Below are 26,776 nucleotides of genomic sequence, written 5' to 3' on the forward strand. Positions count from 1 at the left end.
TTCCCCTGCATTTCCTCCTCATTGCGAGGAGCGCAGCGACGCGGCAATCCATGGAGCCAAGCGTCACGGACTGGATTGCGTCGCTTCGCTCGCAATGACGGATCCCTGAGTCCAGACCTAGTCAGTTATCTCTTTCTCGAGCCGTTGAATGTGCTGAGTTGACAGACCTAGCAACTCGGAAATGCGAGTGCGGGTGATTTCAGGCCGTTCGCGCTTGAGGTCTTCGATCGTCCAGACAAGGGTCATAGCCAAATCGTCGAAAAACCTGCACGGGGTCGAGAGCTCTTTGCCAATGGCTAGAACTTCTTCGTAGGTCTGGAAACGTGCGGGCCAAGATCCACCACGTACTATCTCTACACCGGTCTTTGTTGGTGTTCTCGCGATGAAGTACTCGTCGTAGATCCTCTCTTCCTGAGCGACCAACCAAAATTGGTGGCAAACATTGCATTGCGAAAGGTAGAGCCACCATTGTTGCTCTCCTCGTTCTGCGCAGCGGTTAACGTTTGCGAAGAAAAGTTCATCTTTTCCTTCCCCACCCATTGGAATAGCATCTAGATCTCGGGTGTGTCGGCATTCGCATTTTTCAAGGGGCTTGAGACGTTCCATGATCCCCTGGCGCAAGCCCCTTACAGTGTCCGAGTCTTCGTAATTCGCGCTAATCAACTCCAAATGAAAATCTTCGCCGAGAAACGCGTCGATATCTAGATTGTCGTAAAGCCACCTTTCAAAACTCTTTGGGCTGCAGTCCCCTCTCGCAAATGCCCATAAGCAATCAAGTTGATTTGGAGACAAGTCTCCCATCACCCAAAATCCAACCCGATCTCTTCGTAAACCTCTTTATCCTCGTCCCATTTCTCGCTCACTTTCACGTGCAAGAACAGATGGACCTTCACGCCCAATATCTCCGCCAATTCCGCCCGCGCCGCTTCGCCGATAGATTTGATCTTCGAGCCGCCTTTGCCAAGAACGATGGGTTTCTGGCTGGGCTTTGCGATCACGATTTGCTGGCGCACTTCGACGCTGCCGTCCTTGCGCACGTCGTAGCTTTCCGGGCGCACGGCGGCGTCATAGGGGAGTTCCTCGTGCAATTGGGCATAGAGCTGTTCGCGAGTGATTTCGGCGGCCAGCAGGCGCTCTGACGCGTCGGAAACCTGATCTTCGGGATAATGCCACGGCCCCTCAGGCATCATTGCTGCGAGCGCGTCTTTCATCTCCGCCACTCCGTCGCCTGTTAGTGCGGACACGAAGAAAATCTCGGCAAATTCCACTTGCCCGCCCAATTCCTGTGCGAGCGCGAGCAGCGGTTCTTTCTTCGCCTTATCGACTTTGTTGAGGACCAGGATCTTGCGCTCGGGCCGTTTGGCCAATGCCTCCACCAGCGGCACCAATTCGTGGCGGCGCTGTTTGATCGGATCGACAATCAGCAGCACAGCATCAGCCTGCGCGGTGGAATCCCACGCGGCCGACACCATGGCCCGGTCAAGCTTGCGCTTGGGCGAGAATATGCCGGGAGTGTCCACCAGGATCATCTGGGTCGCGGCATCGCCAGCTTCGTGCAGTGCAATTCCCAGCATCCGCGCGCGGGTTGTCTGCGCCTTGGCAGACGTGATCGCGACCTTTTGGCCGACAAGCTGGTTCACCAATGTCGATTTGCCCGCATTGGGCGCACCGATAACGGCGACAACGCCGCATTTTTGCCCGGTCATTGCGTGAGCTCCTCGCCGCGTTCTCGCAGCATAGCTGCGGAGCGGCTGCGGATAACCGGTCGGTCTTGCGAAACCTGGCGATTTCGAAGTTGTCTTAACGATGGGGTGTTCACCCAAATTCCTCCAAAAAGCTTTGTGCGGCGCGCTTTTCAGCTTCGCCTTTGCTGCCCGCAACGCCTTTCGCGCTGCCGACATTGTTGATCGATACCTCAACGGTAAAGCTGGCATTGTGATCCGGCCCAGTGCGCTCGATCACTTCGTAATTGGGCATGGAGCGCTTGTTGCCCGCAGCCCATTCCTGAAGCGCGCTTTTGGGATGTTTGGATTTGCCGGCATCACCAGAAAATTCCGCTTCCCACAACAGGTGGACAAGATCGCGGGTCACATCAAAACCGTTTTCGATAAAGCACGCCCCGATCAGCGCCTCCATCACATCGCCCAGAATGTTGTCGCTATCCGCCCCGCCATCCTCGCGCGCTTGTTTGCCAAGGCGGATGTGATCGGGCAATCCGATGCGCCGTGCGATCCGAGCGCAAGTTGCCCCGCTGACGAGAGCATTGAGGCGCTGCGATAATTTGCCTTCGGGAAAATTGCCCGCGCCGTAAAGCCATTCTGCCACCGAAAGCCCCAGCACGCGGTCGCCCAGAAATTCAAGCCGCTGATAGTCCGGTTCGTGCAAGCTGCCAGCGCCGCTGCCGCCGTTAAAGCTGCCATGGGTCAGCGCTTCTAACCATTTGCTTTCATCGCTGACCGGGAAATTCTGCGCGGCCAGCCATGCGCGTGTTTCGGGGGCAAGAGAGGCGGCAGGCGCGCTCACAATGCATCCCCGATCCGGTTCCAACGGGCGGCGGTGAACCAAGTCCACGGTTTGATCCATTCCGCGCTGCCATCGGTGGACCACATCAGCACGCTTGCCCGGCCAACCAGCAAGTCCTGATCGACCATGCCCACGCCATCGCCTGCCATGGCTTCGAACCGGCTGTCTTGTGAATAATCGCGATTGTCGCCCATCACGAACATCGCGCCTTCGGGCACGGGCTTTTCCGCAAACGTATCGTGTGAGGGCTTAAGGCCGAAATCGAGCACATCATATTCGCGCCCGCCCGGCAGCGTCTCACGAAAACGGCGATAGCGGCATACAATTTCGCCGCTGTCCAAGCGCACTTCATCGCCGCCCCATGCGCAGCTGGTGTTTTCAGAAAGCGGGATCTCAAAATCATCAATTTGGGTGCGCGGGACCAATTCGCCGTTCAGCACCAATTGCCCGCCAGCAACCGCAATGGTGTCGCCGGGCAGAGCGATGACGCGTTTCACATAATCCTGCCCGTCCACCGGATGCTTGAAGATCACGATATCGCCGCGTTCCGGCGCGCCGGACAGCACCCGGCCGGGTATCAGCGGCGCGGAAAACGGCAGCGAATTGCTGGTAAAGCCGTAAGGCCATTTGGCTGCGAGCAGATAATCGCCATTCCACAGCCTTGGCAGCATGCTTTCAGACGGGATGGAGAAGGGGGCAAACACGAAACTGCGAAAGATCAGCACGGCAAGCACCAGTTTGAACAGGAACCTGGCGAAACTGAACCAGCTTTCCGGCGCGTCCTCTTCGTTTGCGGGGTTTGCGGGATCGGCCATAGCGCTCCCCTGGCCGCCGCTGTGACCATCGCCTGAAATGGGCAGTTGTGCAGATTGGGTCTTAACATCCATCGCATCCACCCTTAGGCGCGCTATTGAAACGCGCAAAGGGGATTTGCCCAATGACCGATCCAATCTCGTCCGCCTGGGAAGCACTACGCAATCTCAAACCCGCCACTTTGGCCGATCTGTTCGCCGCCGATGAGGGGCGCGCGCAGAAGCTGAGCCACCGGATTGAGGGGTCTTGCGGCGAATTGGGCGAGGTGGGGATCCTCGTTGATTTTTCCAAAACGCACCTGGACGAAGCCGCGCTTGATGCGTTTGAGACCTTGGCAAAGGCGTGCGATTTTGATGGCATGCGAAAGGCGCTGTTTACCGGCGGGATTGTCAATCCGACCGAAGGCCGCTCTGCCAGTCACGCAGCCTTGCGCGGGACAGGGCCAGAGGCGGAAGTTGAAGAGGCCGCCGCACTGGTTGATCGGATGGGCATTCTGGTAAAAGCCATCCACGAAGGGACTTTTGGCGAGGTAAAGCACCTTATCCATATCGGGATTGGCGGATCGGCGCTTGGTCCTGCTTTGGCGGTCGACGCACTGACACGCGATCTGGCGCTGGTGGATTGCCATATTGTTTCGAACATTGATGGGCTTGCGCTGGAACAGGCCTTTGCCAAATGCGATCCGGCGGCGACGATGATTGCGGTTGCTTCCAAGACCTTCACCACCACTGAAACCATGACCAATGCCGCCAGCGCGCTGAAATGGCTGGCGGACAATGGCGTGGATGATCCGGGCGGGCGCGTGATCGCGCTGACGGCAAACCCCGAAGGCGCGGTGGAATGGGGCGTTGATGAAACGCGCATTCTGCCATTCCCTGAGAGCGTGGGCGGGCGATATTCGCTGTGGTCCTCTATCGGTTTCCCGGTGGCCTTGGGCGCAGGCATGGATGATTTTCGCGCGATGCTGGCGGGGGCAAAGGTCATTGATGAGCATTTCCGCGACACCAGCGGACGCGACAATCTGCCGTTATTGGCGGCATTTGCAGATCAATATTACACCCGCCTGCGCGGATGTCAGAGCCGGGCGGTGTTCGCTTATGACGAACGGCTGACCCTGTTTCCCGACTACCTCCAGCAACTGGAGATGGAATCGAACGGCAAAAGCGTAATGCATTCGGGCGAGCCGGTGCCCGCACCCACTGCGCCTGTCACATGGGGCGGGGTAGGGACCGATGCGCAGCATGCGGTGTTTCAATTGCTCCACCAGGGCACAGTGCTGATCCCGGTGGATTTCATTGCCAGCATTGCGCCGGGCGATATGCTCGATCCTGCGCATCACAAGGCTTTGCTGATGAATTGTCTGGCGCAAGGCGCGGCGCTGATGGCTGGCAAACCCTCCGATGATCCGGCGCGCGCTTATTCGGGCGACAGGCCATCTACGATGTTCCTTGTCGATGATCTGGATGCCGCAACGCTTGGCGCGCTCATCGCGTTTCATGAACACCGGACCTTTGCCAATGCGGTGCTGATGCAGATCAATCCATTCGATCAATTCGGCGTCGAGCTGGGCAAAGCCATCGCCAAGCAATTGGATGCAGGCGAAGGCAGCTTTGACCCAAGCACGGCGGCGCTGATGGAAGCGGCTGGATTAAGTTGAGGCAAACTCACTCTTATCTTTATTTAACAATTCACTGGGCGGCAAAGTTCAGGTCAAATTCAACTGCAGCGTTGTAGAGACGCCACAGTTTGCTGCCAATGCGCGCGTTAAGCATTGCGGACCGGAAACCGGGGTAAGTTTATGCGCCCCGCGAAATGTTTGCGAATCCGGCAGATATGGTAAATTTGCGCGATTCCGACAGATAATTACGCGCTTTTGGTCCCGTGGCTCTCCATGTTGCGCTGCAGCGCAGTGTTTGAGTCCAATTTGCACTGTGCCGATTTGTGGGTATGGTGCGCGCTTTAAGTTCTTGTTCACCCCGTTTATTTTGAGGTCGCATGTCCAACCGTCTCGGATCGCTTTCGCTTGCAGCAGTGGCTCTTTTTTCGGTGGCATCCACTGCCGCAGCCCAGCCTTCAGCCCAGCCGTCGACGCAGCCTGAAATTGCGCTCGAAGTGGTTGAGCTTGAAGAGTTTCAGGGCGGAGCAGATTTTCAGGCGAGCGAGCGCGCTGTTATTGCCAACCTGCTGCAATCCATCGGGGCGCAGAGCCCGGCCAACCCGACCGAATACCGCTTGCAATTCGTTGATGTCGGACAGTTTGCGGGCGGGGCAGCCTATCAAGAAGCGCAGCGGCAATTTGTCGTGAGCCTGCTTGCCGCTGACATCGCGCCCACTTCTTTGCAGCCCGCGGGCGATGCATCGAAACCGCGTCTTGTTTCTTTTGATGGCGACAAAAGGTTCCTTGATGTCTCTCGCCGCCTGCGAGTTTGGCGTCCGGCGGTGGAATTTCAGATCACTGTCGATGCGCAGGGCAAGGCCACGTCTTGCGAACTTACCGAGAAATTTCGGCGTGCTTACGTCAACCAAAAACTCTGCGAAGTTTTGAGCAAACACCACCATTTTGAACCAGCCCGCGATGCGAGCACGGATCAGCCGGTTGAAGGGCAATACACCTCGCGGCTCGTCTACCTCGACATGCGCGAAAAACAGGGCAAGTAAGCGTCTGAAAGGGAAGCTTCGAGGTTCGGCACATGGCCATCCACGCTTGCACAAAATTCGGGGCCGGATTTATTGGCTTGGCAGCGTTTTTGGCCTTTCCAGTGCAGGCTGAAACCAATCAGTCATCACCGCCGCGTCTGATCGCGTTTGATGGCATTAATCAACTCGCAGCAGAAGCATCGCGTGTGGGAATGCTGTCGCAAGTTTTGCATTACACTTTGAAAGTTGATGCTGCGGGCAGGCCCACGGATTGCGACATCAGCCGCGAATTTCGGCGCAAATATATCAAGATTGCGCTGTGCAGGCCGCTGCTCAAACACCATACATTTGAACCCGCGCGCAATGATGCTGGCAACCCGGTCGAGGGGCAATATTCTGCCTCAATCGATTTCAGGATGTTTTTCCATCCCGGAGGCGGCTCCAATGCTCGCGATTTGTGAGATTGCCGCAGGGTTTTAAGCTAAACCTTTGACATTTCGCATCCAAGCGCCCATCTGCACGCCAATCGAAGCGCATTTGTCTGCGTGAAGCGGCGGCCATAAAGATCGGCCTGCCCCGGCATCGTTTCGTTCGGAACCCCTTTTAGACTTCCCTTTTCACGCGGGCGGTTTTGACCCCCGCGACGCCGCGCCGATTGTGCGCGCGCGCCCGATATCTTGTGAGTAAATAATGACAACATTTGACCAGCTTGGTCTGTCCCAGCCCGTTTTGAGCGCGCTGGACCTTAAAGGCTATTCAGAGCCTACCCCCATCCAAACCCAGGCGATCCCGCCCGTTCTTGAAGGACGCGATCTGCTCGGTATTGCGCAGACCGGCACTGGCAAGACGGCGGCATTTATGCTGCCCAGCATCGACCGGCTGCGCGAAGCGGATAACCGCATTCCGTTTAAAAGCTGCCGGATGCTTGTGCTTGCCCCCACGCGCGAATTGGCCACTCAAATCGCCACCAGCGCCAAGGATTATGGCGCGATGGCGGGGCTGAAAGTTCAGTCGATTGTCGGCGGCACATCGGTGAACAAGGATCGCAACAAGCTGCACCGGGGCACTGATATTCTGGTGGCGACGCCGGGACGGCTGCTCGATCTGATCGATCAAAAGGCGTTCAATTTGTCCGGCGTCGAAGTGCTGGTGCTGGATGAAGCGGATCAGATGCTTGACCTGGGCTTTATCCATGCCTTGCGTAAAATCAGCCAATTGGTGCCCAAGGAGCGCCAGACGCTGTTTTTCAGCGCGACCATGCCCAAGCAGATCAAGGAATTGGTCAGCGGGTTTTGCCACAATCCGGTGCGCGTTTCGGTGACGCCGGAATCGAGCACGGCAGAGCGGGTTGAACAATATCTGTTCATGGTCCAGCAGAACGAAAAGCAATCGCTGCTCGATATGATCCTGTCGCGCCGCCACAAAGTGCCCGGAGAACAGGAGCGGGTGCTGATCTTTACCCGCACAAAGCACGGCGCAGACCGCGTGGTGAAAAAGCTGCGGCAGTCGGGCATCAAATCCGAAGCCATTCACGGCAACAAATCGCAAGGTCAAAGACAGCGCGCGCTTGATGAATTTCGCTCTGGCAAATGCCTGATTTTGGTGGCGACCGATGTGGCTGCACGCGGGATTGATATTCCGGGTGTTTCGCACGTTATCAATTATGAGCTTCCCAATGTACCCGAACAATATGTCCACCGCATTGGCCGCACCGCGCGCGCCGGGCGTGATGGGATTGCGATTGCGTTTTGTGCAGAGGATGAGCGCGCCTATCTGAAGGATATTCAGAAAGTCACCGATGCGCAGATGGAACGGCTTGATCTGCCGGAGAATTTCCGCGCCGTGGTCGAAGGGGTGGGGCCGACGAAGCCCGCACCGCGCGGGGCGACGCGGGTATCGAAAAAACGGATCAAACCGCGTGCCTCGGGCCAATCGGGTGGCGGCCATTCCGGCGGCTCTAAATCTTCCTCCAAACCCAAGGCAAAGCATCCTTCGCGCAAAGGCAGGCCGCAATCGAGCTCTGATGGCCGGAATGATCGCGCGGGCGGGGGCGAAAGCCGCGCCGGCGCGCCACCGCGCAGGCGGCGTAATCGGCGGCCCGGAGGCGGTAATTCGGGCGGCGGTTCTGGTGGCGGGCAGCGGCGCGGTGGCGCCTAGGATTGTCGCCTTTAATCGGGCTGTAAGCTAAAGCCATATTAACCCTATTGCGCTTAGGAGCCTTGTAAGCAGAAATCCCGCCTTACAAGGAGCCCGCGACCCGCCATGTTCAGAACCGAAACGACGCTGGTGATCGGCGCGGGCGCGAACCGCGAAATTGAAATGCCCGATGGGCCGGAACTGCTCGACAGGATCGCAGCGGGCTATGATTTCGATCGGCTTGGCTCGGATGTGCAAAGCCGCGATCTGGTTAACCTTGCGCACATTTTCGAAAGCATCGCTCCGCGCTTTGACACGAGTGCGGATGAGCTGATGAAAGCTGCCCGCAAAATTCGTGCTGCCGCGTTTATCACCCCATCGATTGAATCGATTATGGAGCAATTGTCCGATGATCCGCTGGTCGGCATCGCGGGCAAGGTCGGGATTGTTTACTACACGCTTCAGGCGGAATCGAAGTCCACCTTGGCGCGCGAGCCGCGCAATGTGGGCGAAATGCCGCTGCGCGGTACAGAAAACTGGCTGTTCAAGCTGGCTCAGATGATCGTGACAGGCGCACCGAGGCGTGAGGCGGAAAACTGCTTTTACAAATTGTCGATCATCGCTTTCACCTATGATCGCGCGATCGAAAACTATCTGCCGTGGGTGGTCGCCATCGCGTTCGGCATGGACATTGATGAAGCGCGCGCGCTGGTCGATCTGCATGTCAGGATCGTGCATCCCTTTGGCACAGCCGGGCAATTGCCGTGGCAACAGGATGATAAGCCAATTGCCGATTGGGGGCAGGTGGAACCAGACGATTATGCCGATCTTACCAGAGGCATTTTCACCTATGGCAAGCGCAGCGCCAATCGCCAGTTTTCCAGCTATATGAAAGCGGAAATGGAGCAGGGCAAACGCCTCGCCATGCTGGGATTTGATTTTGACCCGCTCAAACTCGCGATGATCTTTGGCGCGCCGATGGATCACGATCCCGAAGTGCTGGTGTCCTTTGCTGGCACGGTCGAGGAACAACGCGCCGCCATCGCCCGCCTGATGAAGCGCAAGACCGGGATCACCAGTGATGATCTGTTCACCCATCATGATGGCGGTTCTTATGAGCTGCTGCGTGACAATGCGCCGCTGCTGGAAAGCTAGGCTTTCACAGGCAAAAGCAATGTGACCGGCAAAGGCGCTTGGCAAGATAGCTGGCGCGCTCCATATCGCCCCTGACATTCAACAGGAGCGATCCCCGCTATGGCCGATACGCAATATGATTTTGATCTTTTCACCATCGGCATAGGGTCCGGCGGTGTCCGGGCCAGCCGTATGGCCGCAGCGCACGGCGCACGGGTTGCAGCGGCTGAGGAATACCGCGTGGGCGGCACCTGTGTGATCCGCGGCTGCGTGCCCAAAAAGATGCTCGTTTACGGTGCGCATTTTTCTGAAGACTTGGAAGATGCAAAGCAGTTCGGCTGGAACATTGAAGGCAAAAGCTTTGATTGGGTGCGGCTGCGCGATCATGTCCAGCAGGATATCGACCGGCTCGAAGGGCTGTACGGCGAAACGCTCGACAACAACAATGTCACCGTTTTTCGCGAACGAGCGGTGATCAGCGGCGATCATGAGATTACTTTGGCCAGCGGCAAGGTGGTCACCGCAAAATACATACTGGTCGCAACAGGTGCCACTCCGCACAAACCTGATTTTCCCGGCAATGAGCACACAATCACGTCCAATGAGGCGTTTCATCTCGATGCAATACCGGAGCGCGTGTTGATTGCGGGCGGAGGCTATATCGCCAATGAGTTTGCCGGAATTTTCAATGAATTTGGCAGCAAGGTGGCGATTGCCAACCGGACAGATGTGATCCTGCGCGGTTATGATGAGGCGCTGCGTGACCGTTTGCTCCAGATCAGTTTGGTCAAGGGAATCGAGTTTTGCTTCAACGTCGAATTTGAATGGGTCGAAAAACAGGAGGATGGCTCTCTTCTGGTCAAGATGACCGGCCACGACCCGCGCGAGTTTGACCAAGTGATGATTGCCACCGGGCGCGTCCCCAATACGGGCGGGCTGGGCCTTGAAACGGTTGGCGTGGAGCTGGGCAAAAAGGGTGAGATCAAAGTTGATGCCTACAGCCAGACCAATGCCGATTACATCTATGCCGTCGGCGATGTGACAGACAGAGTGCAGCTGACCCCTGTTGCCATCCGCGAAGGCCAGGCTTTTGCCGATAGCGTCTTTGGCAAGGGTGAACCTTATGCGGTTGACCATTCCTGCATTCCCAGCGCAGTTTTCAGCCACCCACCAATTGCTTCGGTTGGTCTAACTGAAGGCGAGGCGCGCAACACATTTGGCAATATCGCTGTCTACCAATCCGATTTCCGCCCGATGAAAAATGTGGTGGCAGGCCGCAATGAACGCGGGCTCTACAAGATGGTCACCAATGCTGCGGATGGAAAGATCCTGGGCGTGCATATGATCGGGCCTGAATCGCCAGAGATTATGCAAGCCGCTGCCGTTGCAGTGAAAGCAGGGCTGACCAAAGCGGATTTTGATGCGACCACCGCGATCCATCCGACAATGGCTGAAGAATTGGTGCTGCTGAAATAGCCACTGGGCGGCGATTCTAGGAAACCCATCACTTTTGCATGATTGACCCAGGGCGGAGGCTGCGGCAACGGTTTGCAGCCAATCAGATAACCATCAGGGGAAGCCGTTTGTCCGCCAATATCGCTGAAATGGAACGCCGCCGGGACGCTGCAAAGCTGGGCGGGGGCGAAAAACGCATTGCCGCACAGCACGCGAAAGGCAAACTGACCGCGCGGGAACGGCTGGATGTTCTGCTGGATGCTGGCAGCTTCGAAGAGCTCGACACTTATGTCGAACACGATTGCGTCGATTTCGGCATGGAGACACAAAAGATACCGGGGGATGGCGTGGTCACCGGATCGGGCACGATCAATGGCCGGCTCGTTTATGTGTTCTCTCAGGACTTCACCGTGTTCGGCGGTTCCCTTTCGAAACGCCATGCAGAGAAAATCTGTAAAGTGATGGAAACGGCGATGAAAGTCGGCGCGCCCGTTATCGGCCTTAACGATTCTGGCGGGGCGCGTATTCAGGAAGGCGTGGCATCGCTGGGCGGATATGCTGAGGTGTTTCAGAAGAACGTGCTCGCCAGCGGCGTCGTCCCGCAGATCAGCCTTATCATGGGACCATGCGCGGGTGGGGCGGTGTATTCGCCTGCCATGACGGACTTCATCTTTATGGTGAAAGATTCCAGCTATATGTTCGTCACCGGCCCGGATGTGGTGAAAACGGTCACCAACGAAGTTGTTACGCAGGAAGAGCTGGGCGGGGCGATCACCCATTCGACCAAGACATCGGTGGCTGATTGTGCGTTTGAGAACGACATTGAAACGCTGATGGCGACGCGCGAGTTCTTCAATTATCTGCCGCTGTCGAACCGCGAAACCGCGCCCGAGCTACCCACCAATGATCCGTGGGACCGCGAGGACAAAAGCCTCGACACGCTGATCCCGGACAATGCGAACCAGCCTTATGATATGCATGAGGTGATTGCGAAGACCTTGGACGAAGGCGAGTTTTTCGAAATTCAACCGGGGCACGCCGCGAACATCATCTGCGGTTTTGGCCGCGTTGAAGGACGCACAGTCGGCGTGGTCGCGAACCAGCCTATGGTGCTTGCCGGAGTGCTCGACATCAATTCCTCCAAAAAAGCGGCACGCTTTGTGCGGTTCTGCGATGCGTTTGAAATCCCGATTGTGACGTTTGTTGATGTGCCCGGCTTCCTGCCCGGGACCGCGCAAGAATTGGGCGGCATTATCAAACACGGCGCGAAACTGCTGTTCGCTTATGCCGAGGCAACTGTGCCCAAGATCACCGTCATCACCCGCAAAGCCTATGGCGGCGCATATGACGTGATGGCATCGAAGCACCTGCGCGGCGACTTAAACTACGCATGGCCAACCGCTGAGATTGCGGTGATGGGCGCAAAAGGCGCGGTGGAAATCATCTTCAGGCAAGACCGCGGCGATGCAGAAAAGATCGCTGAGAAAACCAAGGAATATGAGGACCGCTTTGCCAATCCGTTTGTGGCAGCGCAGCGGGGATATATCGACGAGGTGATCCACCCGCATTCGACACGGCGTAGGGTCGCGCTGGGGCTAAGGAAGCTGCGGACGAAGCAGTTGGAGAACCCGTGGAAGAAGCATGATAATATTCCGCTTTAAGGAGGTGAAATGACATTTCAGGAAGCTGTCAAAAAGGCTGGGTTTTTCAAGAAGCATTACGCAGCCGCCATCTCCATGCCGGTAGATGATAGCGATCAACTGGTATCTGAACTGGATCAGGCCAAGATTGAAATTCTGCACTGGGTTAAAGAGCGGAGCAGTGCGGCCAAGGAGATTTGGCTGATAATGGTTGTCGACAAAGCTTCGGCCGAAGAGTTGAAGGCAAAGTTCTTAGAGATATTCCAAGGTGATGAACTTTGGCAGGCGTTTGCCTCAAAACATGAAATGGAACTTCAGATTTTGGATGAAACTGGCGCGGAGTTAGATGTTTTGGTCTTTACGTCGTTGTATGATCAATGAAACTAGGCCGCGCCAATCGTCATTGCGACCCCGGCCTTGAGCCGGGGAGGCAATCCAGGGCGGCTCGCGTCCACTCTGGATTGCCGCGTCGCTTCGCTCCTCGCAATGACGATTGAGAAGCTTCCTTGCGTCTATATCATGGCCAATGCGCGCAACGGAACGATCTACACTGGCGTCACATCGGATTTGCCAAAACGAGTGTGGCAACACCGGCAGGGCGCGGCTAATGGCTTCTCTAAGAAATACGGCTGCAAATCGCTGGTTTGGTCTGAGCGCCATGACACGATTGAAAGCGCGATTGCGAGGGAGAAACAGATCAAAGCTGGCAATCGAAAGGCGAAATTGAAATTGATCGAAGCCGTAAACCCAACTTGGCGCGATCTGTTTGAGGATATTGCGCAATGACCTCACACCCGTCATTGCGAGGAGCGAAGCGACGCGGCAATCCAGAGCGGTTGAGAGAGACGCTCTGGATTGCTTCGCTACGCTTGCAATGACGAAAGACAACAAATGAAACTAGGCCGCTTGAACCACGTCGGGGTCGCAACTCCCTCCATCGCTGACAGCGTCGCGCACTATCGCGACATTATGGGCGCAACTTCGATCTCGGATGAAATTATCCTCGAAAGCCGAGGTCTAAAAGTCGTCTTCGTCGACACCCCAACACATTCCGGCATGAACGGCACGCAAATCGAGCTGATCGAAGAGCTCAAACCTGGCAAAACCGCCATTTCCGCCTTCCTCGCCAAAAACCCTGCGGGCGGTCAGCATCATGTTTGCTTTGAAGTTGAGGATATCGAAGAAGCACGCGCATGGTTTGAAGGGAAGGGCAAGCGCATCCTCGGCCCCACTATCCCCGGCGCGCATGGGACACCTATCTTTTTCGTGCATCCCAAGGATATGCAGGGCATGCTTACCGAGATCATGGAAACGCCCAAGGCCGATCACTAAAGCACCACATTGAGAGCCGTTCGGGCTGAGCTTGTCGAAGTCCCGCACTTTTCTTAATCCCCGCGCCAGAAGGAAGAACGGCCCTTCAACAGGCTCAGGGTGAACGGGAAGGATTACCACCATGTCAGAATACGAAACCATCAAGGTCGAAACCGAAGGCCCGCTCAAGATCATCACCCTCAACCGTCCTGATCGGCTGAATGCGATGCCTCCGCAAATGGCCGATGAAATTGGCGAGGCGTTTTACGATCTTGGCGATGCGCGCGCTGTGCTTATCACAGGTGAGGGCAAGGGATTTTGCTCTGGTGCGGATCTCGCCGCGCGTGGAGAAGCGTCCGCGCTCACCAGCAAAGGCGGCAGTCACAAGGCTCTCCAAAATCACTACAATCCCGCCATCAGCCAGGTTCTGCGCGCCGAAGTGCCGGTGATCTGCGCAGTCAACGGCCCGGCGGCGGGCGTCGGGTGCAGCCTTGCGCTGGCCGCGGATTTCACGATCGCTTCGGAAAAAGCCTACTTCCTTCAGGCGTTCGTCAATATCGGCCTGGTGCCCGATGGCGGATCGACATGGCTGCTTGCCCGCGCGATTGGCCGCGCGCGCGCCACGCAAATGATGATGCTGGGCGAGAAAATCGGTGCGCAGCAGGCTGAGGATTGGGGCCTAATCTACAAGGCGGTTGACGCCGACAGCCTGATGGATGAAGCGCGAGCCTTGGGCGAAAAGCTCGCCAATGGGCCGACGCTTGCGCTCAAAACGATGAAGAAACAGCTGAACGTCGCGCTCGACAGCAGTGTGCAGGAAGTGTTCGTCACCGAAGCAGAAGGCCAGCGCATAGCGGGCGCAAGCGCCGATGCGATGGAAGGCGGGATGGCGTTCCTGCAAAAACGTAAGGCTGAATTTAAGGGGCAATAAGTCTCGACAACTTTCGTCCTTGTGTCTTTGTGCTAGTGGCTTTCTGATGACTGATACGAACAACTCTGCGCCAACTCCCGCCGATTGGAAAGCTCTTGCCGACAAAGAGGCCAAGGGCCGCGATCTTTCGACGCAAACGCCCGAAGGCTTTACGGTAAAGCCGCTTTATACGGGCGAAGATCACGCTGATTTTGACCCCGGCCTTCCCGGTTTTGCGCCGTTTACGCGCGGGGTAAAGGCGAGCATGTATGCGGGCCGCCCGTGGACGATCCGGCAATATGCGGGTTTTTCAACGGCGGAAGAATCGAACGCTTTTTACCGCCGCAATCTGGCGGCAGGTCAAAAAGGGCTCAGCGTCGCGTTCGATCTGGCGACGCATCGCGGTTATGACAGCGATCATGAACGCGTAACCGGCGACGTTGGTAAAGCGGGCGTCGCGATTGATACGGTTGCGGATATGGAAATCCTGTTCGACCAGATCCCGCTCGATACCATGTCGGTTTCGATGACCATGAACGGCGCGGTGATCCCGGTTCTGGCATTCTACATTGTTGCAGGCGAGCGTCAGGGTGTGAGCGCAGAAAAGCTGTCAGGCACTATCCAGAACGATATCCTCAAAGAGTTTATGGTCCGCAACACCTATATCTATCCGCCCGAGCCCAGCATGCGGATTATCTCAGACATTATCGCATATACGTCTGCCAATATGCCGAAATTCAACAGTATTTCGATCAGCGGCTATCACATGCACGAAGCGGGCGCGACGGCCGTGCAAGAGCTCGCCTTCACCATTGCGGACGGCAAGGAATATGTTGAGCGGGCCTGTGCGACGGGGCTGGATATTGATGCGTTTGCAGGGCGGCTCTCGTTCTTTTTCGGCATCGGCATGAACTTCTTTATGGAAATCGCCAAGCTGCGCGCCGCGCGCACGCTTTGGTACCGGACTATGGATGCTCTGGGTGCCCAAAAAGAGCGTTCCAAAATGCTGCGCACGCATTGCCAGACGTCGGGCGTGAGCTTGCAGGAGCAAGACCCCTATAACAACGTCATCCGCACTACGGTTGAGGCGATGGCGGCGACACTGGGCGGCACGCAGTCGCTGCACACCAATGCTTTGGATGAGGCGATTGCACTCCCCACCGATTTCTCCGCCCGCATCGCGCGCAACACGCAATTGGTGCTGCAAGAGGAAAGCGGGATCACGCAGGTCGTCGATCCGCTCGGCGGTTCGCATTATATCGAGGCACTGACCGCGACCTTGGTTGAAAAAGCCGAGGCAATGATGGCCGAAGTTGATGCAGCAGGCGGGATGACAGCCTATGTTGCGACCGGCGCTCCCAAAGCGGCGATTGAGCGTGCTGCGGCTGAAAAGCAAACGGGTATCGACAAGGGCGAGACGGTTATTGTCGGCGTCAACAAATACAAGCTGGCAGAGCAAGAGCAGATCGAAACGCTTGATATTGACAATGCCGCTGTGCGCAAGGGTCAGATCAAACGGTTGGCGCAGGTGCGCGAAGGACGCGATGAGGCCGCTTGCCGTGCGGCTTTGGAGGCCTTGACTGCGGGCTGCTCTGATGGCGGCAATGTGCTCGAACTGGCAGTGGCAGCCGCGCGCCATGATGCGACTCTTGGCGAGATATCCTCTGCGATGGAAGAGGTGTTTGGCCGCCATGATGCAACGCCAAAGCCGGTTTCGGGCGTCTATAAAACCGCCTACGAATTCGATCAGCGCTGGGCGCAGGTCACGGACGGCGTGGCGGCGGTGGAGCGGCGATTGGGCCGGAAACCGCGCATAATGGTCGCCAAAATGGGTCAGGACGGGCATGACCGCGGTGCGAATGTGATCGCAAGCGCCTTTGCCGATATGGGATTTGAAGTCGTCTCAGGCGCGCTGTTCCAAACCCCGCCAGAAGCCTGCGCGACGGCGTTGGAAAAAGACGTTGATGTGGTTGGCGCATCCAGCCTTGCCGCTGGTCACAAGACGCTGATCCCCGAGCTGATCCGCTTGCTGAAAGAAGCAGGCCGCGCCGATATTAAAGTCACCGCAGGCGGCGTGATCCCGCCGCAGGACTATGACTTCCTTCGCGAGGCAGGCGTGCAGGGGATCTATGGGCCGGGTTCCAATGTGGTGGAATGTGCGGCGGATATCCTGACGCTGCTGGGGCACAATATGCCGCCTTTGGGAGAGGGACTTGAGGAGGCGGCGGAGTGAGGTTTGTCGCAAGTTTTGCCCTTGTAGTCGCGGCGATCGCGTCATCGGCATCGGCGCATGCTTGCAGGCAACTAGATACGCCGAGTAAACATAGATTGAGCGACGCAGTCATTGACGGAGTTGCCAGCTGCCAGAGAAATCAAGATCGTTGCACCCTTCGCATTGATAGCGTTTTGAAGGGCGATGAATCCCTTACAAGCGGTACGATCAGCATTTCGGTGGACGTGCGCCACCCGATCAAGAGGGATGGAAATACGATAACTCTCGGAAATTGTCCGCAAACCTTTGAACCGTGGAAGTCTGAAACAACCGGACGTTTTTTTCTGGTTGTATCAAAGGACGGAACCTACGATGCGGCCTTTCCGCCCAATGTCTCAGACGCCGAACTTCTAGACTTTGAATTTGAAGAGACTCAATGACCCAAATCCGCACCGACTGGACCCGCGAAGAAATCGCGGACCTTTTCAACTTGCCTTTCACAGAGCTGCTTTTCCAAGCAGCCAGCGTTCACCGCGAAAACCATCCGCCTGATCAAGTGCAATTGTGCACTCTGCTCAGCATCAAAACAGGCGGGTGCCCGGAGGATTGCGGCTATTGCTCGCAAAGCGTGAAAGCGGACAGCGGCGTCGAAGCCACCAAGCTGATGGATGTGCAGGCCGTTCTGCAACGCGCGGCCGAGGCGAAGGATGCCGGATCGCAAAGGTTCTGCATGGGCGCTGCGTGGCGCAATCCCAAAGACCGCGATATGCCTGCGATTGTCGAGATCGTTAAAGGCGTATCGGGCATGGGGCTTGAGACTTGCATGACGCTGGGCATGCTGGAGCCGCACCAGGCCGAGCAGCTCGCCGAAGCGGGCCTCGATTATTACAACCACAATATCGACAGCAGCCCGGAATATTATGAGCGGGTGATTTCAACGCGCGAATTTCAATGCCGCCTCGATACGCTCGATCATGTGCGCGGTGCTGGCATCAATGTGTGCAGTGGCGGGATCGTCGGCATGGGCGAAACGCGCGAGGACAGGGTCGGCTTTGTCCACACTCTGGCGACTTTGCCCGAACATCCTGAAAGCGTGCCGGTGAACGCTTTGGTGCCCGTTAAAGGCACGGTTTTGGGCGATATGCTGGCCGATACCCCGCTTGCGAAGATCGACGATATTGAATTTGTGCGCACCATTGCGGTGGCTCGCATTACGATGCCGATGAGTATGGTTCGCTTGTCCGCCGGGCGCGAAAGCATGTCTGAGGCGACGCAAGCCTTGGCTTTTCTTGCAGGGGCAAACTCGATCTTTACCGGCGACAAATTGCTAACCGCGCCCAATGCAGGCGATGATAGCGATGGAGCGCTGTTTGCGAAGCTTGGCCTCTCAGCGCTGCAAGGCGAAGAACCAGCGAGAGCGTGCAAAGTGAGCGAGCCGGCCGAGTGATGGCGGGGTCATAGCGCCGCCGACCAACAAATTTGACCTGAGGAACAGCCATGACCGATCTGCCGCCCGAAACCCGCCCGGAAACGCTTAGCGTGCATGCAGGGTGCGCGCCTGATCCCACCACCAATGCGCGCATAACACCGATTTATCAGACCAGCTCATATGTGTTCGATAGCCCCGAACATGCAGCCAATCTGTTCTCGCTGTCCGAGTTCGGCAATATCTACAGCCGGATCATGAACCCCACCAATGATGCGCTGGAAAAGAAAGTCGCAGCTTTGGAAGGCGGCGTGGGCGCGCTTGGGTGCGCATCGGGCCATGCGGCGCAGCTCCTCGCATTTCACACCTTGATGGAAGCGGGCTGCAACATTGTCGCGGCCAAGAAATTATATGGCGGATCACTCAACCAGCTGGGCGAGGCGATCACAAAATTCGGTTGGGAAGCCCGCTTCGTCGATACCGACAATCTCGATGAAGTGCGCGCTGCGATGGATGACAAGACGCGCCTTGTCTTTATTGAAAGCCTCGCCAATCCTGGCGGTGTGGTCAGCGACATTTCTGCCATTGCCGAGGTCGCGCATGAAGGCGGCGTGCCGCTGATGGTGGACAATACCATGGCATCGCCCGCTTTGTGCCGTCCCATCGAACACGGCGCAGATATTGTTGTGCATTCGACCACCAAGTTCCTGAACGGCCATGGCAATGCAATTGGCGGCGTGCTGGTTGATAGCGGCAAGTTTGACTGGAAAGCGCATGGCGACAAATACCCCTCGCTGACCCAGCCAAATGGTTCGTATCACGGCGCGGTGCTGGTCGATGCTTTGGAGCCTATTGGACCGATCGCATTCATTATTGGCTGCCGTGTATTGGGCATGCGCGATCTTGGACCTGCGATGGCTCCGATGAATGCGTTTTTGGCGCTGACGGGGATGGAGACATTGCATCTTCGCATGGAGCGGCATTGTGCAAACGCGCAGGCATTGGCCGAATGGCTGACGCAGCAGCCGCAGGTCGCATGGGTGAATTATGCAGGCCTGCCCGAAAATCCCTATCATGAACGCGCGCACAGATATCTTGGCGGCAAAGGCGGGGCGGTGTTCACCTTTGGGCTTGAAGGCGGATATGAGGCTGGCAAAAAGCTGGTCTCAAGCGTGAAATTGTTCAGCCACTTGGCCAATATCGGGGACACACGCTCGCTGATTATCCACCCGGCATCAACCACGCATTCGCAATTGTCAGCCGATGAGCTGGAAGCGGCGGGCGCTGGCCCGGATGTGGTGCGCATTTCGGTTGGGATCGAGCATATTGACGATATCAAAGCCGATCTTGCCGCCGCATTTGCCAAGCTTTGATCGGAGTATATCGTGATTGCACAACTGTTATTGCTGCTTTCCTCGCCGCCGCCCGAGACGTATTTGCCCGAGTGCAATCAGGAAGCGGCTGACCGCGGCATTCAGCAAGAGATGAATATCTGCGCACACCGCGATTACATCATCGCAGACAGAGCGCTCAACGATCAATGGGCCATCACCTACGCGAAAATGCAAGCCCGGGATAAAAGCTGGAGTGAGGCAGATGCACGCGGTGATGATCGGCCCGGTTGGCGCGAAAGCCTGTTGGATGCGCAGCGCGCGTGGATCACCTTTCGCGATGCGCATTGCCGGGTGGACGGGTATACCGCGCGAGGAGGCAGTCTTGAGCCGCTCTTGGTCTCGACTTGCAAAACCGTTCTCACCGAGGCGCGGACAGCGCAGCTGAAAGAATTGGCAGACAGTCCTGCTTGAATGCACCCAATTCCGATAGGTTGCGCGCGGTGCACGCACGCGCCATAGCCATGTACGAACACCAAATGTGATGGAGATCACGACTTTGTTTTCCAAAATCCTGATTGCCAATCGCGGCGAGATTGCATGCCGCGTTATCCAGACTGCGCAGAAAATGGGGATCGCAACTGTCGCGGTCTATTCTGATGCTGACAAGCAAGCGCCATTTGTGCGTATGGCGGATGAGGCGGTTCATATCGGCCCCGCTCCAGCAGCGGAAAGCTATCTGATCCCGGAAAAAATTATCGCGGCGTGCAAGGAAACCGGTGCAGAGGCGGTGCATCCCGGATACGGTTTCTTATCAGAACGCGCGAGTTTTGTTGAAGCTTTGGCGGCTGAGAACATCGCCTTTATCGGCCCGCCAGCAGGCGCGATTGCGGCAATGGGCGACAAGATTGAATCAAAGAAGCTTGCGATGGAAGCGGGCGTCAATGTCGTTCCCGGTTTCGTTGGCGAAATCCGCGACACAGAACACGCTGTCGAAATATCGGACGGCATCGGCTATCCGGTGATGATGAAAGCTTCCGCTGGCGGCGGGGGCAAAGGGATGCGTCTTGCCTGGTCTGAAAAAGACGTGCGCGAAGGCTTTGAGGCGACCAAACGTGAAGGGCTAAACTCGTTCGGCGATGACCGCGTGTTTATCGAGAAATTCATCGAAAACCCGCGTCACATCGAAATTCAGATCTTGGGCGATAAACACGGCAACATCCTGTATCTGAACGAGCGTGAATGCTCGATCCAGCGGCGGCACCAAAAGGTTGTCGAAGAAGCGCCTTCGCCGTTTGTCACACCCAAAATGCGCAAAGCCATGGGCGAACAATGCGTCGCTTTGTCGCGGGCGGTGGACTATCATTCTGCCGGCACCGTTGAGCTGATTGTCAGCGGGGCAGACCCAACGGGCGAGAGTTTTTACTTCCTCGAAATGAACACGCGTCTGCAGGTCGAACACCCTGTGACTGAGGCCATCACCGGGGTTGATCTGGTTGAACAGATGATCCGTGTTGCAGCGGGGGAAGAACTGTCGATCACGCAGGATGATATCGGCATTGATGGCTGGTCGATCGAAAACCGCGTCTATGCAGAAGACCCTTATCGCGGTTTCCTTCCATCAACGGGCCGTCTTGTCCGATATCAGCCACCAATCGCTGGCTGGGGCGAAGATGACATGGTCGGCGGCAAAGCGCGCCGCGGGACTGCGCACGGATCAGGCAGCATCCGTGTGGATGATGGCGTGTTCGAAGGCGGCGAAGTGTCGATGTTCTACGACCCCATGATCGCCAAGCTTATCACCTGGGCACCCACGCGGGAGGAAGCGGCCGATTTGCAGATTGAGGCGCTCGACCGGTTCCAGATCAAGGGGCTTGGCCACAATGTCGATTTCCTCAGCGCAATCATGCAGCACGAAAGGTTCCGTTCGGGCGAGTTGACCACCGGCTTTATCGCCGAGGAATATCCCGATGGCTTTACCGGCGCGCCTGCCGATGATGCGCATCTGCGGCAATTGGCGGCGCTTTTTGCTGGCGCTGAATTCGATCATCAGGTCCGCTCGCGCCGCATTTCTGGCCAGCTTAGCGATCCTGGCAATCCGCCATCGCGCTGGATGGTGACGATTGCGCAGCGAAAATTTGACGTGCTGCTCGAAGAAGGCGGCGCGAATGTCGATGGCCACACTTTGCGCGGCACATGGGATTGGCGCGTGGGTGAGCAACTCGCCAATGTGACGGGCGACAAGGAAATGGCTGTTCAGGTCGAAAGGATCGGTGTTCGCTGGCGGATGACGACGAGGGGCGCCTCGCATGAGGCATTGGTGCTGCCCGCAGATGTGGCTCCGCTGACCCAGCACATGATCGAAAAGATCCCTCCGGATCTGTCCAAAATGCTGATCTGCCCTATGCCCGGTATGCTGGTGAAACTGCATGTGGCAGAAGGCGAAGAAGTCCAGCCGGGTCAGCCGCTTGCCACAGTGGAAGCGATGAAGATGGAGAACATCTTACGCGCTGAGAAAGAGGGCGTGATTGCCAAACTCAACGCCGAAGAGGGCGAGAGCCTGGCAGTGGATGCGGTGATTTTGGAGCTGGAGTGAGCGGCGTTTATAGGCGGGCGTCTAGTCCTCGACAATCGCCACAGCTCTGATCCATCCCGCACTCGCGCGTTCGATCTTCACGGGAAAGCAGCTGAACATAAAGCCGTGCGGCGGTAGTGCGTCGAGGTTCGTTAGTTTCTCGATCTGGTAATAGGGCCGAATGCGCCCTGCCTTGTGACCTTCCCAAATGATCGCCGTGTCGCGCGTTTCGGCCCACCGCTTTGCCGTGTGGCTGAACGGCGCATCCCAGCTCCACGCATCGGTGCCGACAACCTCGACGCCTTGGCTTGTGAGCCAGAGGGTCGCCTCGGCTCCCAATCCCACGCCCTGATCGGTGAAGTTTTCGGTGCCGTAAACCGCACCCGATTGGATCAGGACAATATCGAGCGGCTCTAGAGTGTATTTGGTCTTTGAGAGCGCTTCTTCCACCTGCGCCGCGCTGACGACCGCCCCGTGCGCTAGATGCGAGAAATCGAGCTTTACGCAGGGGCGAAAGAACCGGTCGAGCGGCGCTTCATCGATGCTGGGTGCAGGCGCCGCACCGCTATCTGTGGTTGAATGATAATGCCACGGCGCGTCCATATGCGTGCCGTTATGCGTGGACAATTCGAGCGTTTCGACAGCCCATCCTTCGCCATCGGGCAGGTCTTCTTTGGTAAGACCGGGAAAGAACATGGCGATCTGTTCCCAGGTATTCTGATGCGTCATGTAGGTGATTTTGGGACGCATCACTTCGGGATCAGAGATCACATTATTGGTGATCGGGATCGACAGATCGATGAAGCGGGTCAAACGAGTTGCTCGTCAAGAAACTCGGCGACATCATCCAGCGCCACATCGCGCGCGAGATAGGCCTCGCCAATGCCGCGCAGCAGCAGGAAGGGGAGGGTGCCGCCTTCCATTTTCTTGTCGTGCCGCATGTGATCGGCGAGCTTCGCGCCATTGCAGTGCATGCCAAGCTGGGCGATCTCATGGCGCATCCCCGCATCGGATACCGCGCGCGCAATCTTCTGCGCATCCGCATCACTCAAGTCGCCGCGCCGCGCCGAATAGCGTGCGGCGAGCACCATGCCGAGTGCGACCGCCTCGCCATGCAGCAGGTCTTGCGAAAACCCTGTTTCGGCTTCCAAAGCGTGCCCGAAAGTGTGGCCCAGATTGAGCAGCGCGCGCACGCCCGATGTCTCGCGCTCATCCTCGGCGACGATGCGGGCCTTGGCGGCGATGCTGGTCGCAATGGCATGGCCCAATTCTCTCGGTTCGCGCGCGAGAACCTTCGGGCCATTGGCCTCAAGCCAGCCGAAAAACTCCGCATCGCCCAGCACGCCATATTTTAGCACTTCAGCATAACCCGCCTGCATTTCGCGCTTTGGCAAAGTGTCCAGCACAAGCGGGTCGATCAGCACTGCGGCAGGCTGGTGAAACGCACCGATCAGGTTCTTGCCCGCGCCCGTGTTGATTGCGGTCTTTCCGCCTACCGACAGAATCCACCTGTGCAAGCAGTGTCGTCGGGATCTGCACGAACTCACAGCCGCGCTTGGTAATCGCGCAGGCAAAGCCGGTAAGATCGCCCACTACTCCGCCGCCAAGCGCGAAGACATGGTCAGACCGGGTGACCCCTTGGGCGAGTAGCCAGTCGGTGAGCTTTTCCAAAACGCCCCACGATTTCGCGCTTTCGCCCGGTTGAGCGATGAACCAGGCAGGTTCATACCCTGCGGCGGCTAGGCTTTTCTCTATCGCCTCACCAAACAGATTATGCGTGTTGCTATCTGCAACAAAAGGCACCTTGCGCGCGCCATAAGAGGCAAGGAAAGGCTGAGCATGAGCTGCAAGATCGCTCAGCACGCACCCTTCTTCAATTGTGACATCGTAACTGCGCCCCGCCAGAGCGACTTTAATCACATCCATTCGCCCACTGCCTCGATAATTGCGCGCGCTGTGTCGGCATGCAGGCCATTGCGGCTTTGCACGCGCACTGGCGCTTGCCGGTAGAACGGTTCGCGGCGGGTGAACAGGTCAGTCAAGATTTCGCGCGGGTCACCATTTTTGAGCAATGGCCGCGTGTCGCGCCGGCTGGTGCGTTCAACCAAAATGTCGATATCGCAGTCGATCCAGACTGCAATGGCGTTGTCCAAAATCTGCGAGCGGGTTTCGTCATCCACAAATGCGCCGCCGCCTGTTGCAATGACGCCCTGGCCCTCTTCGATCAGGCGGCCAATCACGCGGCGTTCTCCATCGCGGAAATAATCCTCGCCGAACTCCTCGAAGATTTCAGCAATGGTGCGCTGGGCGGCCTTTTCGATTTCTTCGTCAGCATCAATAAAATCGCGCTCGAGCATAGCGGCCAATCGCCGCCCAACTGTCGATTTGCCAACTCCCATCAATCCGACAAGGACAATCGGGCGATCAATCCGCTCTGCGATTTGCGCAATTGCGCTGTCGTTCAAAGTCGCCTGCTGGGTCATTGCCCGAAGGCCTATAGATGGGTTAAAGCGCGCGCAATATGGCAAACGCTGAACCCACTGATAGAAATTTTTCTGATGGTCCGCCGGATCGCTCTTTCGCCGCCGGATTGCGCCGCCGCGCGCCTGTTTATGCGATTTTGGCTGTGATCGGCATTGTTGCGCTCGCATATGTTGATGGGGGCGACGAGCCTTTGCATCCGATTGTGCAGGATATTGCTGTGCCGCAGAAAACAGGGGCCGCATCATGAGCGCTGCAACAGGGAAAAGAAGCGTGTGGCTTGGCTCTGTCGCGGCTCTAGGTATTGCGGGGGCGGCAATGGGCGCGCTCGCGTCAGGCTTGGCGAGCGCGCAGGATGCTCCGGAATCGCTGTTGCCGCCGGGCTTTGACGATCCCGCTCCTGCGCCAAGTCCTGCGCCGCGTCCCTCTCCATCATCGCCATCGCCTGCTCCCGCAGCGAGTAGTGGAGGCAGCGCGGCTGCACCTTCTGGCAGTCCCGGTGGCAACGCTGCCCAAAGCGGTGCTGCCCCGCCTGTCCCGTCAATATCGCGCGGGCAATTGGACCGGGTTCCATCGCTGAGCGAGCTTGAAAACCTCTCCACCGATGAACTCGACGATTTGCTCGGTTTGACGCCCAAATTCGATATTCCGCCCGCCGCGCGGCGCACTTTGTCGCAAGTGGGGCTGTTGTCAGAACAGGAAGGCGGATTGCCAACAGCGTCATTGGCCAAACAGCCCGAAAGCCTCGTGCGCGCTGTATTGCAAGGGATCGATGGCCCGTTCGTTTCGCGCTGGGGGCATATCCTTGTGCGCCGCACGCTCGCCAGCCGGTTGACTGCACCCGAAGGCATGGAGCCCGTTGAGTTTGCAACTTTGCGTGTGCGCATCATGAATGAAATGGGCGAATTCGCTGCTGCACGCGCTTTGGTCCAGGATATTGACACGGGCAATTGGGACAAAGCGCTCACCGATGAGGCGGTGCGCGCTTATATCGCCGCATCCGATTTGTCGGGCGCGTGTCCGGGTGTGCGCGGGCAGAGCGCTGACCGCGAAGATGATCCTCAATGGCTGATGCTAGAGGCGATCTGCCAGGCCTATGGCGGGGAGACCGCCCGTTCGAACGCCAATCTCGACAATGCCCTGGCTGAAGAGGTCGCGCCTGAAATCGACCTCATTCTGGCGCTGCGATATGCAGGGGCTGCAGGGCGCGGCAGGCGGGCTGCGGAAATTGACTGGGAACCGGTCGAAACGCTGACGCCGTGGCGGTTTTCGCTTGCCAATGCCGTGGGTGAAGATGTGCCGGATGATTTGCTCAAAGAGGCGCTTGAAAGCGCATCGGGCCGCTATTTTGCCCATGCAGCAGCGGCCAGCGCGATGCTGCCCATGGCCAAGCGCGCGCAGCTTGCCGATAGCGCGGCACAGCGAGGCATTCTGTCATCGCGCGCAATGGTTGATCTATACAGCGCGATTTATGCGCAGCCCGGCATACAGGGTGATCCGGCGCAAAAAGCGGATCTGCTGCGCCAAGCCTATATTGGCGGCAACCCTTCGGCCCGCATCGGTGCGATGCGCGCTTTGTGGGGGGAAACGGGCTCGGGCGATTATGCTGGCAAAGTGCTCACCGCTTATGCGGCTGCGCGGATTGTCCCATCCAAGCAGGTGACCGATCAGGCACCGGGTCTGATCGCCTCCATGCTGTCAGCCGGGCTTGACCGTGATGCGGCCGTTTGGCGCGATTTTGTTGCCGATGGCAGCGAGGGTTGGGCGCAATTGGCGCTTGCCCGGTCGGGCGCTGGTCAGGCGAGCGCGGATGCGATTGATGCCTATATGTCCAACGATTACAGCGAGGATGCGCGCCGGTCGAAATTTCTGATTGCGGGGCTTGCAGGGCTTGGGCGGATTGCGCCTGCGGATCTGGAGGAATTCTCCGGCGATCTTGAGATTGATCTCAACCGCAACACGCGCTGGACGCAGCTGATTTCGAAAGCGGCGGATGTTGATAACCCCGCTCTCGTTTCGCTGCTTGCGGGGCTTGGGATGCAGGGCGAGAATTGGGGGCAGATGACACCGCTTCATCTGTTTCATGTGGTGCGCGCATTGGATCGCAGCGGGCTGAAGGCAGAAGCGCGCATGATCGCTGCCGAAGCGGTGGCGCGTGGGTAGCTTTCACCCGCTGTCTCACGCTTGCTAAC

The 26,776-nt window shown here is 57.5% G+C and carries 25 protein-coding genes and 1 pseudogene; 19 read left to right on the top strand and 7 right to left on the bottom strand.

Going from position 1 to position 26,776, the window contains the following annotated elements:
• Positions 1-117 precede the first annotated feature (117 nt).
• The 4 genes from AC0V6W_RS14520 to lepB form a co-directional block, all read right to left on the bottom strand.
• Complete coding sequence (locus AC0V6W_RS14520; protein ID WP_486151164.1) at positions 118-801, bottom strand: hypothetical protein; 684 nt, start codon at positions 799-801, stop codon at positions 118-120.
• Positions 801-1,706, bottom strand: a complete 906-nt coding sequence (gene era, locus AC0V6W_RS14525; protein ID WP_486151166.1) for a GTPase Era — start codon at positions 1,704-1,706, stop codon at positions 801-803. The genes AC0V6W_RS14520 and era overlap by 1 nt, the downstream gene beginning before the upstream one ends.
• 109 nt (positions 1,707-1,815) lie before the next feature.
• Positions 1,816-2,523, bottom strand: coding sequence for a ribonuclease III (gene rnc, locus AC0V6W_RS14530; RefSeq protein ID WP_486151168.1), 708 nt, complete (start codon positions 2,521-2,523; stop codon positions 1,816-1,818).
• On the bottom strand, positions 2,520-3,410 hold the full coding sequence (lepB, locus tag AC0V6W_RS14535) for a signal peptidase I (protein ID WP_486151170.1): 891 nt from the start codon (positions 3,408-3,410) through the stop codon (positions 2,520-2,522). Before lepB ends, rnc begins: the two co-directional genes overlap by 4 nt.
• 50 nt (positions 3,411-3,460) lie before the next feature.
• Between lepB and pgi the strand changes: the two genes are divergently transcribed.
• The 17 genes from pgi to AC0V6W_RS14620 all read left to right on the top strand — a co-directional run bounded on the left by pgi (position 3,461) and on the right by AC0V6W_RS14620 (position 22,124).
• A complete protein-coding gene (pgi, locus tag AC0V6W_RS14540) occupies positions 3,461-4,993 on the top strand; it encodes a glucose-6-phosphate isomerase (RefSeq protein WP_486151172.1) in 1,533 nt (510 codons plus the stop codon).
• Positions 4,994-5,382: 389 nt separating this feature from the next.
• Positions 5,383-5,994, top strand: a complete 612-nt coding sequence (locus AC0V6W_RS14545) for a hypothetical protein (RefSeq protein WP_486151174.1) — start codon at positions 5,383-5,385, stop codon at positions 5,992-5,994.
• A 32-nt stretch (positions 5,995-6,026) separates the two neighbouring features.
• Positions 6,027-6,434, top strand: a complete 408-nt coding sequence (locus AC0V6W_RS14550) for a hypothetical protein (RefSeq protein WP_486151176.1) — start codon at positions 6,027-6,029, stop codon at positions 6,432-6,434.
• Positions 6,435-6,663: 229 nt separating this feature from the next.
• Complete coding sequence (locus AC0V6W_RS14555) at positions 6,664-8,130, top strand: DEAD/DEAH box helicase (RefSeq protein ID WP_486151178.1); 1,467 nt, start codon at positions 6,664-6,666, stop codon at positions 8,128-8,130.
• A gap of 105 nt (positions 8,131-8,235) precedes the next feature.
• Positions 8,236-9,264 carry a hypothetical protein gene (locus AC0V6W_RS14560; protein ID WP_486151180.1) on the top strand — a complete coding sequence of 343 codons (1,029 nt, stop codon included), beginning with the start codon at positions 8,236-8,238 and terminating at the stop codon, positions 9,262-9,264.
• 99 nt (positions 9,265-9,363) lie between these two features.
• A complete protein-coding gene (gene gorA / locus AC0V6W_RS14565; protein WP_486151182.1) occupies positions 9,364-10,719 on the top strand; it encodes a glutathione-disulfide reductase in 1,356 nt (451 codons plus the stop codon).
• A 107-nt stretch (positions 10,720-10,826) separates the two neighbouring features.
• Entirely contained in the window at positions 10,827-12,359 is a 1,533-nt protein-coding gene (locus AC0V6W_RS14570; RefSeq protein WP_486151184.1) for an acyl-CoA carboxylase subunit beta, read from the top strand.
• 9 nt (positions 12,360-12,368) lie between these two features.
• The gene (locus AC0V6W_RS14575) at positions 12,369-12,719 is read left to right on the top strand and encodes a hypothetical protein (protein ID WP_486151186.1); all 351 of its coding nucleotides are present in this window, start codon (positions 12,369-12,371) and stop codon (positions 12,717-12,719) included.
• 105 nt (positions 12,720-12,824) lie between these two features.
• On the top strand, positions 12,825-13,124 hold the full coding sequence (locus AC0V6W_RS14580; RefSeq protein ID WP_486151669.1) for a GIY-YIG nuclease family protein: 300 nt from the start codon (positions 12,825-12,827) through the stop codon (positions 13,122-13,124).
• A 105-nt stretch (positions 13,125-13,229) separates the two neighbouring features.
• A complete protein-coding gene (locus AC0V6W_RS14585; RefSeq protein ID WP_486151188.1) occupies positions 13,230-13,670 on the top strand; it encodes a VOC family protein in 441 nt (146 codons plus the stop codon).
• 121 nt (positions 13,671-13,791) lie between these two features.
• Positions 13,792-14,580, top strand: a complete 789-nt coding sequence (locus AC0V6W_RS14590; protein WP_486151190.1) for an enoyl-CoA hydratase-related protein — start codon at positions 13,792-13,794, stop codon at positions 14,578-14,580.
• 46 nt (positions 14,581-14,626) lie between these two features.
• Positions 14,627-16,792: a methylmalonyl-CoA mutase gene (gene scpA, locus AC0V6W_RS14595; RefSeq protein WP_486151192.1), complete on the top strand. Its 2,166-nt coding sequence runs from the start codon at positions 14,627-14,629 to the stop codon at positions 16,790-16,792.
• A 95-nt stretch (positions 16,793-16,887) separates the two neighbouring features.
• The gene (locus AC0V6W_RS14600; protein ID WP_486151194.1) at positions 16,888-17,211 is read left to right on the top strand and encodes a hypothetical protein; all 324 of its coding nucleotides are present in this window, start codon (positions 16,888-16,890) and stop codon (positions 17,209-17,211) included.
• The gene (gene bioB / locus AC0V6W_RS14605) at positions 17,208-18,218 is read left to right on the top strand and encodes a biotin synthase BioB (RefSeq protein ID WP_486151196.1); all 1,011 of its coding nucleotides are present in this window, start codon (positions 17,208-17,210) and stop codon (positions 18,216-18,218) included. Before AC0V6W_RS14600 ends, bioB begins: the two co-directional genes overlap by 4 nt.
• Positions 18,219-18,268: 50 nt before the next feature.
• On the top strand, positions 18,269-19,570 hold the full coding sequence (locus AC0V6W_RS14610) for an O-acetylhomoserine aminocarboxypropyltransferase (protein WP_486151198.1): 1,302 nt from the start codon (positions 18,269-18,271) through the stop codon (positions 19,568-19,570).
• Positions 19,571-19,582: 12 nt separating this feature from the next.
• Positions 19,583-20,002, top strand: coding sequence for a lysozyme inhibitor LprI family protein (locus tag AC0V6W_RS14615; RefSeq protein ID WP_486151200.1), 420 nt, complete (start codon positions 19,583-19,585; stop codon positions 20,000-20,002).
• An 85-nt stretch (positions 20,003-20,087) separates the two neighbouring features.
• Positions 20,088-22,124 carry an ATP-binding protein gene (locus AC0V6W_RS14620; protein ID WP_486151671.1) on the top strand — a complete coding sequence of 679 codons (2,037 nt, stop codon included), beginning with the start codon at positions 20,088-20,090 and terminating at the stop codon, positions 22,122-22,124.
• A gap of 21 nt (positions 22,125-22,145) precedes the next feature.
• Here the strand turns inward: AC0V6W_RS14620 and AC0V6W_RS14625 are convergent, their stop codons facing one another.
• The 3 genes and pseudogenes from AC0V6W_RS14625 to AC0V6W_RS14635 all read right to left on the bottom strand — a co-directional run bounded on the left by AC0V6W_RS14625 (position 22,146) and on the right by AC0V6W_RS14635 (position 24,586).
• Positions 22,146-22,916 carry a cyclase family protein gene (locus tag AC0V6W_RS14625; protein ID WP_486151202.1) on the bottom strand — a complete coding sequence of 257 codons (771 nt, stop codon included), beginning with the start codon at positions 22,914-22,916 and terminating at the stop codon, positions 22,146-22,148.
• Positions 22,913-24,029, bottom strand: a pseudogene (gene aroB / locus AC0V6W_RS14630) (3-dehydroquinate synthase). The gene AC0V6W_RS14625 and the pseudogene aroB overlap by 4 nt, the downstream one beginning before the upstream one ends.
• Entirely contained in the window at positions 24,020-24,586 is a 567-nt protein-coding gene (locus AC0V6W_RS14635; protein WP_486151204.1) for a shikimate kinase, read from the bottom strand. The pseudogene aroB and the gene AC0V6W_RS14635 overlap by 10 nt, the downstream one beginning before the upstream one ends.
• A gap of 38 nt (positions 24,587-24,624) precedes the next feature.
• Here AC0V6W_RS14635 and AC0V6W_RS14640 point away from each other — a divergent pair, with 38 nt between their 5' ends.
• Both AC0V6W_RS14640 and AC0V6W_RS14645 read left to right on the top strand, forming a co-directional pair.
• Complete coding sequence (locus AC0V6W_RS14640) at positions 24,625-24,834, top strand: hypothetical protein (protein WP_486151206.1); 210 nt, start codon at positions 24,625-24,627, stop codon at positions 24,832-24,834.
• A complete protein-coding gene (locus AC0V6W_RS14645) occupies positions 24,831-26,747 on the top strand; it encodes a hypothetical protein (RefSeq protein ID WP_486151208.1) in 1,917 nt (638 codons plus the stop codon). Before AC0V6W_RS14640 ends, AC0V6W_RS14645 begins: the two co-directional genes overlap by 4 nt.
• Positions 26,748-26,776 lie beyond the last annotated feature (29 nt).

Source organism: Erythrobacter sp. JB1-7 (assembly GCF_057365015.1).

Coding starts and splice junctions, on each gene's coding strand:
- AC0V6W_RS14550 (WP_486151176.1), top strand. CDS start 6,027: ATGGCCATCCACGCTTGCACAAAATTCGGGGCCGGATTTATTGGCTTG.
- AC0V6W_RS14520 (WP_486151164.1), bottom strand. CDS start 801: ATGGGAGACTTGTCTCCAAATCAACTTGATTGCTTATGGGCATTTGCG.
- bioB (WP_486151196.1), top strand. CDS start 17,208: ATGACCCAAATCCGCACCGACTGGACCCGCGAAGAAATCGCGGACCTT.
- AC0V6W_RS14610 (WP_486151198.1), top strand. CDS start 18,269: ATGACCGATCTGCCGCCCGAAACCCGCCCGGAAACGCTTAGCGTGCAT.
- AC0V6W_RS14585 (WP_486151188.1), top strand. CDS start 13,230: ATGAAACTAGGCCGCTTGAACCACGTCGGGGTCGCAACTCCCTCCATC.
- gorA (WP_486151182.1), top strand. CDS start 9,364: ATGGCCGATACGCAATATGATTTTGATCTTTTCACCATCGGCATAGGG.
- era (WP_486151166.1), bottom strand. CDS start 1,706: ATGACCGGGCAAAAATGCGGCGTTGTCGCCGTTATCGGTGCGCCCAAT.
- AC0V6W_RS14555 (WP_486151178.1), top strand. CDS start 6,664: ATGACAACATTTGACCAGCTTGGTCTGTCCCAGCCCGTTTTGAGCGCG.
- AC0V6W_RS14635 (WP_486151204.1), bottom strand. CDS start 24,586: ATGACCCAGCAGGCGACTTTGAACGACAGCGCAATTGCGCAAATCGCA.
- AC0V6W_RS14560 (WP_486151180.1), top strand. CDS start 8,236: ATGTTCAGAACCGAAACGACGCTGGTGATCGGCGCGGGCGCGAACCGC.
- lepB (WP_486151170.1), bottom strand. CDS start 3,410: ATGGATGTTAAGACCCAATCTGCACAACTGCCCATTTCAGGCGATGGT.
- pgi (WP_486151172.1), top strand. CDS start 3,461: ATGACCGATCCAATCTCGTCCGCCTGGGAAGCACTACGCAATCTCAAA.
- AC0V6W_RS14640 (WP_486151206.1), top strand. CDS start 24,625: ATGGCAAACGCTGAACCCACTGATAGAAATTTTTCTGATGGTCCGCCG.
- AC0V6W_RS14575 (WP_486151186.1), top strand. CDS start 12,369: ATGACATTTCAGGAAGCTGTCAAAAAGGCTGGGTTTTTCAAGAAGCAT.
- AC0V6W_RS14580 (WP_486151669.1), top strand. CDS start 12,825: ATGACGATTGAGAAGCTTCCTTGCGTCTATATCATGGCCAATGCGCGC.
- AC0V6W_RS14645 (WP_486151208.1), top strand. CDS start 24,831: ATGAGCGCTGCAACAGGGAAAAGAAGCGTGTGGCTTGGCTCTGTCGCG.
- scpA (WP_486151192.1), top strand. CDS start 14,627: ATGACTGATACGAACAACTCTGCGCCAACTCCCGCCGATTGGAAAGCT.
- AC0V6W_RS14590 (WP_486151190.1), top strand. CDS start 13,792: ATGTCAGAATACGAAACCATCAAGGTCGAAACCGAAGGCCCGCTCAAG.